Source organism: Enhygromyxa salina, from assembly GCF_002994615.1.
Classification (GTDB): domain Bacteria; phylum Myxococcota_A; class Polyangia; order Nannocystales; family Nannocystaceae; genus Plesiocystis; species Plesiocystis salina_A.
Genome location: NZ_PVNK01000268.1, coordinates 9,747 through 26,563 on the forward strand (window position 1 = coordinate 9,747; position 16,817 = coordinate 26,563).

Here is a 16,817-nt window from a genome sequence, read left to right on the forward strand (position 1 = left end):
TCGACATTTCTCCTTGAGCTGACCATAGAACCTGTTAGCGTAATCGCACTCCGAATTGGCCCAATTTCATCCAACCGGCCCCATGGTCGGTTGACGAGCGGGGTCGCAGGAATCGCCTCCACCAATGCCCAACTATACAGTTTCCGGCCGCGTGGTCGGTAACGATGGCGTGCCCGTAATCGGCGCCACCGTCACCGTTCACGAAATCCTCACCCTCACCGGTCAGCCGCCCCAAAAGGGTGCTTCAGCTGCAACGGATCCGAGCGGAAGATTCACCATTAGCTGGGCCGAGTCCGCCGCACCGACCAGCCCGTGGGACCTCTTCGTGCGTGCGACCGATGGCGCCGAGACGGTCGAGTCGCCGCTAATCAGCGACCTCGAGTCGTTCGTGACCGTGGACTTGGTGCTCGGCGTCGGTCCCTACGAGGGCCTGACAGAGTGGCATCGGGTCAAAGCCAAGGCCGGGCCGCTGCTTGGCGGCAGCGAAGCCAAGGACGTGCCCGCCGACCGGCTCGAGTGGCTCTCGCGGCGCGCAGACGTGTTCCCGACGCACCTCGCCGCGTTCATCCAGGCCCACCGGATCGCCGACGGTCGCACCGTCAAGGCGCAGAGCTGCTACGCGTTCTTGCGCGCGGGGCTGCCGGCCGATCTCCTCGGGCTCGTGCGCGCTGGCGAGTCAGCGTGGGAGAGCGCGCTTCGGGATGGCTGGGCGCGAATCCTGATCCCGCAACCCGGTGACGGGTCACCCGAGGCTCGCGATCAAGAGGTCGCGGACGAGCTCGCGGCGATGCGCGAGATCGTCGTCGACGCCGCAGTCGCCCGGCCCGTCGCTGGCGTCAACCAGCGCGTGCTGCTCGACAGTGCGGCCCTGACCGATGCCCAGCAGCGCATCTTCACGCAGCTGTGGCTCGCGCACAGCGGGCCGATCGAGGACTTTTGGGCGGCGGTATCGGGCTCGAGCCTCGGCGCCGAGATCCCGGTCCTGAAGTTCACGATCGAGGCCGCGACCTTGGTCGACGCGCACCTCGAAACGCTCGAGGCGCTGCAGGCCGAACGAAGCGACGGCAAGATCACCACAGTCGCCGACACCGCGAGGTGGAGCGTGGCCGAATGGGACGCGATGTTGACGGCCCGCAGCGTCACGGCTCCAGACGAGATCCCTGGCACGGACGCGACCGAGCGCCGCCAGAACTACGCGCGCGCGCTGTTCAATGTGCTCGAGGGCGCGTACCCGTCGGCGTCGCTCGGCGCCGCGATCACACGCGACGAGCAGGCCGCCTCGGCCCCGCCGCACACGACCGCCCTCGCAACCTTTTTAACCAACAACCCTGCGTTCGACATCGTCGAGAGCACGATCGGCCACTACCTCGACGGCGCGGTCGCACCGTGGGCGGGCGTCGATCCGGCCGAGCACGCGCAGGCCCGGACCAACTTGGAGATCGTCCAGCGGGTCTACCGGCTGACCCCGCCGATCGGCCGCTACGCGACCGCGAAGGCCCTGCTCGAGCAGGGCATCACTTCGGCCACGCAGATCATCGCCAGCACGCGCAGCGAGTTTGTGACAAAGATCGGCCTTTCGCTCCCGAGCGACGACCACGACGCTGAAGCCCTCGCGGGCGCGGTCTGGGATAACGCCGCCAAGGTCCACTCGTTGGTCGTTGGGCTGTCCTCGCAGCTCGCGTTGGCCAAAACCAACGCCGACTTCGTACCCGTCGCGTTCCCGGGCGCCGAGCAGTTCGACGAGGCGCCAAACGGCCTCGCCGAGCTGTCGACGATCCTCGGCAACCTCGACTACTGCGCCTGCGAGCACTGCCGGTCCGTGTTCAGCCCGGCCGCCTACCTGACGGATCTGCTGGCGTTCTTGAAGGCACGCCCGGCCGCGCAGGCCGAACATGCCCTCGAGGTCCTGCTCGCGCGCCGGCCCGATCTCGCCCACATTCTCCTCGACTGCGCCAACACGAACACGCCGCTGCCCTACATCGACCTCGTCAACGAGCTGCTCGAGGACTTCGTCGACGGCGGCCTCGGGCCGAGCTCGAAACAGACCACGTGGACCGCGGCCGAGCTGCGCCTGCACCCCGAGCACCTCGACGCCAACGTCTACGAGGGCGCCACGCTCACGCAGGCCGTCCACCCGTGGACGCTGCCCTTTTCACTCCCGACCGTCGAGGCCCAGACCTACCTGCGCCATCTCGGCGTGCCGCGTCACGAGCTCATGCGCCGCGTAGCGATGCTCGCGCCGAGCGACGCCTCGCTCGACGCGATCGCCGGTGACGTGCTCGGCCTCGACGCGACCTCCTTCGAGATCGTCGCAGGCGGCACCGGCTCGCCCGACGGCCGCGAGTTTTGGGGGTTCGCCGCCACCCCGCAAAATGACGGCTGGGTCGGGATCCTCAATGGCACGGGTGAGGCCGGCGACGTCGGCGAGCTCTTGCGTCGCGCGCGGCTCGAGCTCGACGCCCTGCGCGAGCTGGTCGGCCTCGACTTCATCAACCCCGACGGCAACATCGCGCTGCAGTGGGCCGAGACCTGCGAGCTCGACGACGCCACGATCGCGTTCTTGGATGCACCTGCGCTCGATCGGATCCACCGCTTCGTCCGGCTGCAGCGGGCCTCGCAGATCCCGGCGCGGTTGCTCAACGTGCTCCTGTGTGACGCCCTTGGCGGAACGCTCGAGCGCACGGCCCTGCGGAGCCTCGCCGAGGTCGTCCGGCTCCGGGATCGCCTGCGGCTTTCGTGGGACGAGCTAGCGACCTTCTGGGCGACCGTGATCGACGCCCGCGACCGCGAGCCGCGATCGCTCTACACCCGACGCTTCCTCGGCAAGGATCTCGGCCCCGTCGACCCCGACTTCTTCCCCGCAGGGGACGGCTCGAAATTGTTCGGCGAGAGCACCCCCGCGACGGCGATCACCACCGCGCAGCTACCTCGCGTGCTCGCAGGTCTGGGCATCGGCGAGCGCGACTACCAGCTCTTGGCCGCGTCCGAGCTGGCGAGTGATGCGTTCTCCTTCGCCAACTTCACCGCGCTGGTTCGCTGCGTGGTGTTCGCCCGGGCGCTGCGGCTCTCGATCGCCCAATTCGTCTGTCTGGTCAATCTGACCGGACTCGACCCCTTCGCCGATCCTTCGGCCTCCCTCGCGTTCGTCGATCAGCTCGACGCAATCCGCCAAAGCGGCTTCTCGGTCGACGAGCTCGACTGGTTGCTGCGCCACGAGTTCTCTGGACTCGACCCCCTCGACGAGGCCACGATCGGCCGCTCGCTCGCCGAGCTGGCCAAGGGCCTCGCCACGATCGAGGACGAGGCCGCGCGCCTCGAGGACCCCGACGGCCAGGCCCTCGCCGCCAACCTCGCCGCGCTGCTCGAGCCGGCCGACGTCAGCGCGACGCTCGAGCTCGTCGATCGGAGCACCGCGCTCACGCCCGCCGAGCGCGACGCGTTCATCGACGCCAGCTTCGCCGGAATTCTCGACGTCGAAGCCGCCAAGGGCGTGCTCTGCGACTACGCGAACGAGGACTCGCTCGAGGTCTCGCGGCGTCGGGCGTGGCTGCTCGGCAAGGTCGTCGGGCACCTGCGCCGCCGAGCGCTGGTGCTCGACACGATCGCTGCGCACTTCGGTGTCCCGGCGATGGTGGCCGAGGCCCTCGCCATGACGGTGCTGACCGATCCCGCCGGGTCGGCGCCGCTGTTCGAGGTCTACCGGCTCCCCTTTGCCACACCCGAGCAGCTCGCCGCTGGGGTGACGCCCACCAGCCACGCGAACGAGTTCGCCGCGTGGACACGCCTGGCCAAGGCCGCGCTGGTCTGCGAGCGCTTCGAGCTGCGCCCGGATCAAGTGGCGTGGTACTCCGGCCGCAGCGCTTGGCTCGACCTCGACGCGCTCCCCCTCGACGGCGCCGCCACGGACGCGACCTTCGAGTCCTGGGACCGCCTCCGCCAGGCGCTCGACCTGCGCGATCTGTCGCGGCCCGAAGAGCTCGCGCCCGCCGAGATCGCCGAGGCTGGCACCCTCGCGGAGGCGATCGGGATCCTGGCCGCCCACGCCGGTTGGGACGCCGCAGCCGTACTGAGCCTCGCCACCGCCCTCGGCTACGACGACACCCACGCGGCCGCCGTCGCCGAAGAGCTCATCCCCGCGCGCCTCCGACTCCTCATCGAGACGGCTGAGCGCCTCGGCGTCGGTCTCGACGTGCTGCTCGACTGGGCCACACCCACGCCGACGATGACGCAGGCCACCGCGATCAAGGCGGCGACCCGCGCCAAGTACGGCGAAGACCGCTGGCCCGAGGTCGCCAAGCCGCTGCGCGACGTGGTCCGCGAGCGTCAGCGCGACGCCCTCGTCGACGCTGCGATCGCCATCACCCCGGCGTTTCGCACGACCAACGAGGTGTTCGAGCACCTGCTGATCGACGTCGAGATGAGCGCCTGCATGATGACCTCGCGCATCAAGCAGGCGATCGCCTCGGTCCAGATCTTCATCCACCGCGTGCTCCTGCACCTCGACGTCGACGAGGTCACCTTCGACCCCGAGGCGATCGAGCGCTGGGGCTGGATGAAGAACTACCGGGTCTGGGAGGCCAACCGCAAGGTGTTCCTCTACCCGGAGAACTGGGTCGAGCCCGAGCTGCGCGCCGACAAGTCGCCCGAGTTCGAAGAGCTCGAGGCCAACCTCATGCAGGGCGTGCTCGATCCGCCTCGGGTGGAGAAGGCCCTCGGCGCCTACCTCGAGAGCCTCGTCCGCGTCGCCAACCTCGAGATGATCGGGGTCTACACGAACCCGAACACCGACGAGCTGTGGCTGCTCGGGCGAACGCAAGCGAGCCCGCACGAGTGGTTCGTGCGTCGGCGGCTCGCGGCGGGCACCTGGGAGGCATGGCAGGCGGTTCCGTGCGGGATCGACAGCGACGCCGTCGTCATCTGCGTCCACCAGGGCCGCCTGCATCTATTTTGGGCGACCGAACACGAGGTCGCGCTGCCCGAGGAAAAGCTCGCCTACTGCTTTCGCCTCCACCACCTCGAGCGCGGACCGGACGGGTGGAGCAAGCCCACCGTGTCGAAGCCGAACTACCGGGTGTTCCTGCCCAAGCACGACTATCGGCTCCACTTCAAGATCGGGGTTTACGAGATCACCCTGACCGTGCTGTGGCAGAATCCGGACCAGCTCGACGGCCTGCCCGGCGTCGCCGCCACGTTTCGCTACGACCCGGTCGAGCAGCTCGCTCACCCTCGCTATCGCTGGATGGGCACGTACCTCCACGACGATCAGGTCGACCCGGTCGGGACCAAGGCCAGCGCCGACGTGGCGGTCCTCAACGGCAAGCAACTCGTCGCGCTCGGGCAATTCGACGACTTCGACGGCCAGCGAAACGTCAAGGCGCCGACCTACATCGTGGACGCCCCCGACGTCGAGCCGAGCTCTGCCCGCTTCACGCAAGGCGACGCCAGCGTGCTCGTGTTCGACCGGCCTTCGAAGCGCCGCAAGACGACCTTCGTCCACCAGGCCAATATCTGGACCCCCGATGGCCTCTCGACCTTGTTGCCGGCCATCTACGACGATCGGCTGCGCAAGTACCTGCTCGAGCCCGGCTACTCGTTCGCGGTCAAGGACGCCAACCCGGCGCGGATCGGTCACGTCAAGCCGCCGCGCTACGTCGCGTGTCCTCCGCCCGCGCCCGAGCTGCCCCAGAGCACCCGCTCGCCCAAGCGGCGGACCCAAAAGCTCCGTGACGGGATCGTCGAGCTCAAGCCGTGGACCTCGGGCGCACCGGGGCGGACGCCCGCGCTCGGGACCCTGGAGGTCCTCGACAACCCCGACGCGCCCGCCTACACGCACGGGCTGCTGCTCGCCAACAGCCAGGCCATGCTGAGCGCGAATCTCGACCTCGGCGTCGAGCTCGAGGCCTATCCCGCAGATCCACAGGGCTTCGTGCTCGACATGGTCGAGCTCTACCACCCCTTCGCGCGGGATCTCCAAGTCGCGCTGGCGACCAAGGGCCTGCCAGGCCTCTACGCGCCGCCCACCAACAGCTCGCTCTTTCGTCAGCAAAAGACCAACGACCCGTTCGGCGAGGACGAGATGGGCCTCAACTACCCCGTCGTCCGCGGCGAGATCCCGATCGAAGAGTTCGACTTCGAGTTCGACAGCCCCTACGCCAACTACAACTGGGAGATCTTCTATCACGTGCCGATGCTGCTCGCGGGCAAGCTCGGCACCGAGCAGCGCTGGGAAGAAGCCCAGAGTTGGTTTCACCTGATCTTCAACCCGATCGACCTGGTGAAGCTCCCCGGTGAGACCGAGACCTCGAAGTTCTGGCGCATCAAGCCCTTCTTCGAGCAGGCCTCGATCCTGGCCAAGGATCAGTTCGAGGTCATGCTCGGGATCGGGGTCACGCCCGCCGAGCAACAAGCCGCGGTCGAGGCCTTCGCCCGGCAGGTGGCCACGTGGGAGGCCAACCCCTTCGATCCGCACGCCGTCGCCCGCGTGCGCCCGGGCGTGTACCAGCGGGCGCTGCTGCGCGAGTACTTCGACAACCTCATCGCGTGGGCCGATCACCTGTTTCGGCGCGACACGATCGAGTCGATCACCGAGGCGACGGTCCTCTACATCGTGGTCGCCCAGCTCCTCGGCCGCCGGCCGCAGGAGGTGCCCGGGCCCGAGGGCAGCGCCAAGACCTTCGCCGAGCTCGACGCGAACGGCCTCGACCCCTTCGCTAACGCGATGATCCAGCTCGAGAGCTGGATCCACCTCCCGGCCCAGGCCGTCAAAAAGCAAGGCTGTGGCGATCCCGAGGCGCCCGAGTCGTGGGTGCGCGTGCCCGTGGTCTCGCACTTTTGGTACTTCTGCTATCCGCCCAACCCCGAGCTGCTGAAGTACTGGGACATCCTCGCGGATCGGCTGTTCAAGATCCGCCACTGCCAGAACATCGACGGCGTCGAGCGGCAGCTACCGCTGTTCGAGCCGCCGATCGACCCGGCGCTGCTGGTCCGGGCCACGGCCGCGGGGGTCGACATCCAGTCGGTGCTCGCCGAGCTCGACTCGGGCCTGCCGCCTTACCGCTTCCGCTCGGTCCACGCCCGAGCCATGGCCTTCGCCAACTCGCTGCGGTCGCTCGGCGCGAGCTTGCTGTCGGCGATCGAGAAGCGCGACGCCGAGGAGCTCAGCCGGATCCGCGCGGGCCAGGAGCTCGAGATGCTCGCGCGTGTCCGCGAGGTCCGGGTCAAGCAGCGCGATGAAGCTCGCGCGGCGATCGAGTCACTCGAGGCCGCGCGCACGGTGATCGACGAACGACAGCTGCACTACTTCACGTTGATCCAGCGCGAACTGACGCCCGAGGAAACGCAGCAATTCGACGCCGGAAAGAAGGCCCAGAACAAGCGCAACACCGCGCAGGGCCTGCAGCTGGGCGCGTCGATCGCCAGCGCGTTCCCGCAGACCTCCGTGTTCCCGCCCAACGCGTCCTTCGGCGGCCTGCAGCTCGCCAACGTCATGAACATGATCGCGGCCGGGTACACCTACGCAGCCGGCGAGCAGGAGTACAAGGCCAACCGAGCCGGACTCACCGCGAGCTTCCACCGCCGCGCACAGGACTGGGGCCTCCAATACGAGCTCGCCAAGCTCGAGTACGCGCGCGCCGACAAGGACATCGTCGCGGCCAACATCCGCCTCGCGATCGCCGAGCGCGAGATCGAAAATCACAAGACCCAGCTCGACCACGCCCAGGCCGTCGACGAGTACATGCGGGCGAAGTTCAGCAATGTCGAGCTCTACGATTGGATGAGCCGTCAGCTGGCAAACTTGTACTTCCAGACCTACCAGCTCGCTTTCGACCTGGCCAAGCGCGCCGAGCGGGCGTATCGGCACGAGCTGGCGATCCCACCGAGCGAACCGCCGATCATCGAGTTCGGGTACTGGGACAGCCTGCGCAAGGGGCTGCTCGCCGGGGAGCGGCTCAGTCACGATCTCGAGCGCCTCGACCTCGCGTACATGGATCGGGACGTGCGGGAGTTCGAGCTGCGCAAGAGCATCTCGCTGGCCGAGCTCGCCCCGGCGCAGCTGCAGGCGTTGCGCGAGACCGGGGCTTGCACCTTTGATCTGCCGGAGGTGTTGTTCGACCTCGATCACCCCGGGCACTACCTGCGGCGGATCCGGGCGGTGCGGCTGACGATCCCCGCGGTCGTCGGGCCGCACACGAGCCTGGGCGCGAGCTTGCAGCTGCTCACCCACAAGACGCGGCGCGAGAAGCTGCTCGGTGACTACGCCGAGGAGCCCGTCGGCGGCGATGCTCGCTTCGCGTATGGGACCGGGGCGGGTCAGACGATCGCCACCAGCACCGCGCTCAGTGACGGCGGCCTGTTCAACCTCGACTTTCGCGACGAGCGCTACCTCCCCTTCGAGTACGCCGGGGCGGTGAGCAGCTGGAAGCTCGAGCTGCCCGGGAAGATCCGGCAGTTCGACTATCGGACGATCGAGGACGTGGTCGTCCACATCGACTACACCGCCCGCAACGGCGGCGCCGGGCTGCGGACGGCGGCGGAGAACAGTTTGGTTGAGCGCTTCAACTCGATCCACGCGGGCGAGCCGATGGCGCTGCTGCTCTCCGTCCACGAGGCGTTTCCGAACGAGTGGGAGCGCTTCTTCGAGGTCGACGAGGGGGATCATGTGCTGTCGCTGCCGATCTTGGCCGAGCACTTCCCGTACTTGGCGCGCAGGACCGGGTTTGCGGTGACGAAGCTGAGCTTCGCGGCGATGCTCGAGCCAAGCCTGGGGTCGGTGCCGATCCCCGACGTCGCGGCGCAGCTCGACCTCGTGCAGGCGGCCCAGGACTTCGTGCAGGCGCCGGATGACGCGTTCATGACGGCGAGCTTCACCCTCGGCTCGCCGACGCAGCCGGGGACGTGGGCGCTGACTGTGGCCGACGGCGCGATCCCGGCGCAGCTGCAGACCGACGGCGTGCTGGACCCCGACAGGCTCGCGGGGATGGTGCTGGTTCTTCACTACACGCTCGAGGACGCGCCGTGAGCGGTGACGAGCGCAGCAAAGGGCCTGGGCTGACCTCGGGGCCCTCACTTCCGATCGAGGGTCCGCAGTCGCGGCAGCCCTTCAACGCGGGGGCGTTCCCGGGCCGGGACGCGCCGGGTGCGGGGCAGAAGGATGATCCGAACCCCTACGCGCAGGCGTATCGCTCGCCCTTTGGTGGCGCGGGCGATCAGGCTGCGGATCCGCTGTCGACCTTCGCGCCGACGATCTCGCTGCCCACCGGTGGCGGCGCGTTGCGGAGCATCGGCGAGAAGTTTTCGCCGAACCCCTTTACGGGGACCGGCTCGACCTCGGTGCCCGTCGCCACGTCTCCGGGCCGCGGCGGGCTTGGGCCCAGCCTCGCGCTCAGCTACGGCTCGGCGCAGGGCAACGGGCCCTGGGGGCTCGGGTGGATGCTGGGCGTGCCCGCGATCTCGCGCAAGACGGAGAAGGGCCTGCCCGAGTACCGAGACTCGCACCCCGATCCACACAAGAGCGACACCTTCATCTTGGCGGGGGCCGAGGATCTCGTGCCGGTTGGCTTCGAGCTGCGCGATGGGTACGCCGTCCATTGCTTTGCGCCCCGGGTCGAGGGCGGTTTTTCCAGGATCGAGCGCTGGCGCTCGAAGGCGTCCGGCGAGGTGTTCTGGAAGACGATCTCACCCGACAACGTGACCAGCTACTTTGGTCGGACCGCCGCGGCGAGGATCGCCGACCCTGCGGCGTCCGGGCGGGTGTTTTCGTGGTTGCTCGAGGAGTCGCACGACGACCGCGGGAACATCGTCGTCTACGAGTACAAGCAAGAGGACCTCGAGGGCGTCGACCCGCACGCACCCGAGGAGCGGCCGCGGCTGGCGGATACCCCGGTCCAGGCCCAGCGCTACCTCAAGCGGATCAAGTACGGCAACGCGACGCCCTTCGTCGCGGGCGGCTGGCTGTTCGAGGTCGTGCTCGACTACGGCGAGCATGGGAGCTGGCACGGCGAGCAGCTCGAGGTCAGCCCGGCCGAGGAGCGGCCCTGGCCCGCGCGGCTCGACACCTTCTCCAGCTACCGAGCCGGGTTCGAGATCCGCACGCGGCGACTGTGTCGGCGGGTGTTGATGTTTCACCATTTTGCTGCGGAGCTCGGCGAGGCGCCCTACCTCGTCGCGTCGACGGATCTGGTCCACGACGAAGACCCCGCGATGACGCGGGTGATTGGTGTCACCCAGCGAAGTTACCGACTCGACACGGACACCGGGCACTACGAGACCGCGGCCCTGCCGACGCTGGAGTTCGAGTACAGCGACGCCGCCATCGATCCGGTGCTCCACGAGGTCACCGACGAGACCACGCTGAAGAACCTGCCCGCGGGGATCGACGGTCGGATGACGCGGCTGGTCGACCTCGACGGCGAGGGCGTCCCCGGCCTGGTCACCGAGGCGGCGGGGACCTGGTACTTCAAGCGGGGCCTCGGCGATGGGCGCTTCGGGCCGATGGCTGCCTTGCCCTCGCGGCCGACCACGCTCGGTGCGCCCGGTGTGCAGCTGATGGACCTCGACGGCGACGGTCGCAAGGAGCTGGTCAGCTTCGTCGCGCCGACGCCGGGGTTCTTCGCGCGGACGGCCAACGAGGGCTGGGGCAACTTCCGCAAGTTCTCGACGATCCCCAACATCGACTGGCAAGATCCGCGGGTCCAGCTGATCGACGTGTCCGGCGACGGCTTCCCGGACCTGCTGATCGACCGCGGCGACCACTTTGCCTGGTACCGCAGCAAGGGAGCCGAGGGCTTCGAGGCGCCCAAGCGCGTCCCCAACACCCACGACGCGGCCTCGAAGCCGATGCTGGTGTTCAACGACGCGCGGACCTCGATCCAGTTCGCGGACATGACCGGCGACGGGCTGCCGGATCTCGTCCGCGTTCGCAACGGCGAGGTCGCGTACTGGCCCTGCCTCGGGTTTGGTCGGTTCGGGCGGATGCTCCGCATGCGGGGGCTGTCGTACTTTGCCGCGGGCAACGAGTTTGATCCTCAGCGCGTCCGGCTCGCTGATGTCGACGGCAGCGGGACGACGGATCTGATCTACCTCGAGGATCGCGGGGCGACGATCTACCGCAACCTCTCGGGTAACGGCTTCGCACAGGGCGAGCACCTGTCGCAGTTTCCGAGCCTGCGCAGCACGGACTGGGTCGAGGTCGTCGACCTGAAGGGCAACGGGACTGGATGCCTGGTGTGGTCGAGCTCGCACTCGGCCGGGCGCGGCGGGGTGCTGCGCTACATCGATCTGACGAGCGGTCAAAAGCCGCATCTGCTCGTCGGGACCAAAAACAACATGGGCGCCGAGACGCGGGTCCGCTACGCGCCCTCGACGAAGTTTTATTTGCACGACAAGGCCGCGGGAAAACCGTGGGCGACGAAGCTGCCGTTCCCGGTCCAGGTGGTCGAGCGAGTCGAACACCTCGACCACGTCACGCGCCAGCGCTACGTGCAGCACTTCGCCTACCACCACGGGTTCTTCGATGGGCAGGAGCGCGAGTTTCGGGGCTTTGGCTTGGTCGAGAGCTGGGACACCGAGTCCTTCGAGGATCTTGCAGGGGATGGGCTGTTCGCGTTCGAGCAGTTCGACGTGGTCGAGGAGAAGCTCCACCAGCCGCCGGTCTACACGAAGAGCTGGTTTCACACCGGGGCCTATATCGGGCGCGGCAAGCTCTCGAAGCTGTTCGCCGAGGAGTATTGGAGCGGGGACGCGGCCGCGTGGGCGGTGCCCGACAGCAGCTTGCCGAAGGGGTTGCGGGGCGGCGACGCGCGCGAGGCCGTGCGGGCGCTCGCGGGCAGGACCTTGCGGACGGAGGTCTACGCGCTCGACGGGTCCGAGCTCGAGGGCGAGCCGTACACCGTCAGCGAGGCGAGCTTCGAGATCCGCCAGCTGCAGGCCCGGGGGAAGAATAAGCATGGCGTGTATCTGGCGCACGACCGCGAGGCGCTGAGCTACCACTACGAGCGCGACGCTGACGATCCGCGAGTCGCCCACAGCTTCGTGCTCGAGGTCGACGACTACGGCACGGTGCTGCGCTCGGCCGATGTCGGCTACCCGCGGCGAGGGACGCCCGAGCACGCGGAGCAGTCTGCGCTTCACGTCACGCTGTCCGAGACCGCGGTCGTGCACCTCGACGGCGACGCTGATAGCTTGCGCCTCGGGGTGCCGGTCGAGTCGCGCAGCTACGAGCTGCACGGCCTGGCCGCGCCAGCGAACGCCGCCTTCACCTGGCAGGACCTGCGCGACGCCGCGGACGCGGCAAACGCCGTCGCCTACGACGATGAGCTGTCCGGCGGCGTCGACAAGCGCTTGCTCAGCCGCAGCCGCACGCGCTACCTCGCCGATGACCTGTCCGCGCCGCTGGTCCATGGCGTGGTCCAGAGCAAGGCGCTGGCCTACGACGCTGACGCGATGGCGATGACCGAGACCCAGCGGCAGGCGGTTTTCGGCTCGTTGACTGGCGCGCCGAGCAACGCCGAACTCGAGGACGATGGCAAGTACGTGCTCGCTGACGGCGCCTGGTGGGTGCGGACCGGGCACCCGAGCTACGACCCCGAACAATTCTACGCCGTCACGGCCGTGGAAGACCCCTACGGCAACGTCCACTCGACCACCTACGACGCGCACGCGCTGCTCGTGGTCGGCAGCACGGACCCGCTCGGCAACACCGTGACTGCCGAGCATGACTACCGCCTGCTCGCGCCCTGGCAGCTCACCGACAAAAACGGCAACCGCACGCAGGTCGCCTTCGACGTGCTCGGCCTGGTCGAGCGCAGCGCGGTCATGGGCAAGGTCGGCGACGACGACGGCGACACGCTCGAGGACCCGACCAGCACCTTCGAGTACGACCTGTTCGCCTGGCAATCCTCGGGAAAACCCAACTGGGCCAAGTCGCTGGTGCGGGAGACCCACCAAGACCCCAACACCCGCTGGCTCGAGCAACGCACCTACTTTTCTGGGGCTGGCGGCGTGGTGATGGTCAAGGCTCAGGCCCGGCCCGGCCTCGCGCCGCAGCGCGACCCGGACGGCCAGCTCGTGCTCGACCAGGACGGTCAGCCCGTGCTCGCCGACACCAGCCCCAACCTGCGCTGGGTCGGCAACGGCCGCGTCGTCAACGACAACAAGGGCAACGTCGTCAAGGCGTACGAGCCCTACTTTTCCAGCACGCCCGAGTACGAAGACGAGGCCGAGCTGGTCGAGCAAGGCGTCACCGCCCTCAACCACTACGACCCGCTCGGCCGCCTCATCCGCACCGACCTGCCCAACGGCACGTTTTCTAGGGTCGACTTCACCCCCTGGGAGCAGACCAGCTGGGACGTCAACGACACCGTGCTGGACAGCGCCTGGTACGCCGAGCGCATCGACTACCAGGGGCCGGATGTCGCGCTGCAAAAGGAGCGGCGCGCCGCCGTTCTCGCGGCCAAGCACGCCAACACCCCGACCGTCGCGCACCTCGACACCCTCGGCCGACCGTTCCTGACCGTCGCCCACAACAAGGACGGCCAGGGCGGCGACGAAATTCTTGCGACCAAGTCCATCCTCGACATCCAGGGCAACCTGCTCGAGGTCATCGACGCGCGCGGTAACTCGGCCGAGACCCGCGCCTTCGGCATGCTCGGCCAGTCGCTCTTCGTCGGCAGCGTCGACGCGGGGGACCGACAGCACCTGCTCACCGCCCTCGGTCAGCCCATGCGCAGCTGGGACAGCCGAGACCAGCGCTTTTCGTACACCTACGACCCCCTGCGCCGCCCCGTGGACCGGACCGTCAGCGTCGGCGGCGACCCCGAAAAACTGCTCGGCCGCGTGGTCTATGGCGACCTGCTCGCCTCCCCCGCCGCCACCAACCATGTCGGTCGCGTCTACCGTGTCTACGACGGCGCGGGCGCTGCGACCACCGTCGCGTTCGACTTCGACGGCCACCCGACCTCCGAGCAGCGCCAACTCGTCGCGAGCAAGACCACCGGACCCGACTGGAGTGCGCTGCTCGGACAAAGTACAGTCGCCGCGATGGCCACCGCCGCCGCGCCGCTGCTCGACCCCGAGACCTTCTCGGCGAGCACCGAACGTGACGCCCTCGGCCGCGTGCTCCGGGCGATCTCGCCCGACAACAGCGAGGTCGCGTACACCTACGACGAAGGCGGCGGCCTCCAGCGCGTCGAGCTCCACCACCGCGGCAGCCCTACCGCCGAGACCGTCGTCGGCGAGATCACCTACAACGCCCGCGGCCAGCGCGAGAGCGTGGTCTACGGTCCCGCCGACACGCCGACCACGACGACGACCTACACCTACGACCCGCAGACCTACCGCCTCACCCGCCTGTCGACGATCCGCGCTTCCGACCAAAAAGCCCTGCAGGGCCTGCACTACCACTACGACCCGACCGGCAACATCACCGACATCCGCGACACCGCGCAGCAGACCGTCTACTTCAACAACACCGTCGTCGAGGCCGCCAACTCCTACGAGTACGACGCGCTCTACCGCCTCCTCGAGGCCACCGGTCGCGAGCACGCCACGCAGGGCACCGCCCAACGCACCCACGACCAGCTCCCCGTCGGCCCCCAGCCGATGACCAGCGACCCGTCCGCGATGCGGAGGTACACGCAGCGCTACACCTACGACGGTGTCGGCAACATCGCGAAGATGCAGCATATCCCCGGCATGGGGACGGGCTGGACCCACCACTACGAGTACGACACCGACGGCAACCGGCTCGAGAAGACCTCGGCCCCGGGCGACCCCGCGAACGGTCCGTACACGCACAGCTACACCTACGACGCGCACAGCAACATGACCACGATGCCGCACCTGCAGAGCATGGTGTGGAACCACGAGGACGAGCTGCAAGAGGTCACCGTCGGCACCGAGACGGTCTACTTCCAGTACGCCGGCGGGATGCGCAGCCGCAAGTACGTCGAAACGTCGGGCACGACGACCGAAGAGCGCATCTACCTGGGGTCGTTCGAGATCTACCGCAAGCGCATCAACGGCACGCTCGACCTCGAGCGCGAGTCGTTGCACATCAGCGATGGGAGCGGGCGGATCTGCCTCATCGAGACGAAGACCGTCGACGGTGGCTCGGCGGTCGGGAGCCCGACGGGGGGGTGGCGCTATCAGCTGAGCAACCACCTCGGGTCGGCGGCGACGGATCTCGACGGGAGCGGGGCGGTGATCTCGTATGAGGAGTACCACCCCTACGGCACGAGCGCGTACCGGGCGGTGGACGCGAGCATCGACGTCTCGACGAAGCGGTACCGCTACACGGGGATGGAGCGGGACGAGGAGACGGGGCTCGCGTATCACTCGGCTCGGTACTATGCGCCGTGGTTGGGGCGGTGGACAGCGGCGGATCCGATTGGGCTGGGGGATGGGGCTAATCGGTATGGGTACTCGGGGGCCAATCCGATCTCACGACAAGATCGAAGCGGCCGAAAATGGGGCTTGTTCGAGGCAGTTGGGGAGGCTGCTGGTAAGGCGGCCGACGAGGCAGCGAGGATCGCAGATCGTGCGGCTCGAAAGGCTGGCAATTTGGCTGGTGAAGCGGGCGAGTTCTTAATCGAAAAAGGAGAACAAGGTGCTGAAATAGCCGGAACTCTATACGGTTCGGCTGCGACGGCCCTTCGTTCCACCGCCGACACGGTACGGAGTACCGCGTCTGATGTCGGCGGAGCACCTCTCCGGGCGTGGGCGGAGGCTGCCACGGCGCCCCTCGTCGGCATGGCGAACCTCGGCGAGATGGGCGGCGAGACCATCGCGCGGACGCTGAACGCCCCGAGCCGTCTCGATGAAGGGCTGACGACGACCGTTGAGGGGTTCGATGAGTCAAACCCGGAAAAAGCACTCCAGGGCGCTCTTGACACGACTCTGGCCGCCGTGGACATCGCGGCCGTTGCAGCTGGCGCAGCAAGCTTGGCCGTCCGAAGCAGTGGCAAGATCGCCGCGCTACTTGGGAACAAATCCATCAAGCACCTCAAGCCTCCAAAGATAGACGGCGGGGGCGGAGCCGCAGCCGAAAGTACCGCAGGCGAAACTGCCGCAGCCGAGAGTGCTGCTGAGGCGGATGCGGTTGAGACCACCATGGTTGCAGACGGCCCTGTCGCCGCTCGGTCCGCCGCAAAGGGGGGAGGGAAGTACGCCGACGACGTGTTTGCGGTCACCCCGGACGGTGTCGTCTTGCCGAAGGGGCCGAAGCACAAGATTCCCGAACATTTCGTGGAGAACCCTCATCGACGCGGAAACTACGGCAAGATCGTTGACGGAAAATTCAAGGAACGGCTAAGAATCGATCCTCCAACAGCTCCGGGCCGAAAAGGTCCAAACTACAGCCACTACCACAAGAACGGTAAGGGCAAACACTATAGCCCGCGCCCTGGTGACAGCGACCCAGGATTCTTCCCATGATCCAGAACGACAAGACGGCTTTTGACGAGCTTCCATGGCATGACTCGACGCTGTTGAGTGTGGAAATCGATCGAGCAAGGCCGGGTGAGCGGGATGAAGTTGTCATTCGCGTTGAGTGGCCTGACGAATCCCGCCAGCTCGTCCGGTTCCGCGAGTGCTACGCGGCGACAATGGAGTTGAACTTCGGTGTGGCGGCGCCGGAATCGATACTCGAAGCGAATTCCAGCACGGAAGGGGCGGAGCTTCTCGCGGTGCGAGAAAAGTGGGCCCCGCTGGGCGTAGACCTCTCCGGCTTGATGTGCTTCGAGGTGATCACGAATTCGACTGCGAGTCGGATGCGAGTCTACGCCCTCGGGTTCGAGGTCGAGGCAGATCGGGCATCTTGA

3 protein-coding genes are annotated in these 16,817 nt (G+C 67.8%); all 3 read left to right on the forward strand.

Going from position 1 to position 16,817, the window contains the following annotated elements; all coding sequences use genetic code 11:
• The first annotated feature begins 325 nt into the window (after positions 1-325).
• From ENSA5_RS30870 to ENSA5_RS30880, 3 genes are read left to right on the forward strand one after another with little or no spacing between them, the layout of a single operon-like run.
• Entirely contained in the window at positions 326-9,019 is an 8,694-nt protein-coding gene (locus ENSA5_RS30870) for a Tc toxin subunit A-related protein (protein ID WP_106395305.1), read from the forward strand.
• Entirely contained in the window at positions 9,016-16,431 is a 7,416-nt protein-coding gene (locus ENSA5_RS30875) for a SpvB/TcaC N-terminal domain-containing protein (RefSeq protein WP_181198327.1), read from the forward strand. The genes ENSA5_RS30870 and ENSA5_RS30875 overlap by 4 nt, the downstream gene beginning before the upstream one ends.
• Entirely contained in the window at positions 16,428-16,817 is a 390-nt protein-coding gene (locus tag ENSA5_RS30880) for a hypothetical protein (protein ID WP_106395307.1), read from the forward strand. Before ENSA5_RS30875 ends, ENSA5_RS30880 begins: the two co-directional genes overlap by 4 nt.

Bases quoted from the DNA above. Each gene is read 5' to 3' on its own strand.
- ENSA5_RS30880 (WP_106395307.1), top strand. From the start codon at position 16,428: ATGATCCAGAACGACAAGACGGCTTTTGACGAGCTTCCATGGCATGAC.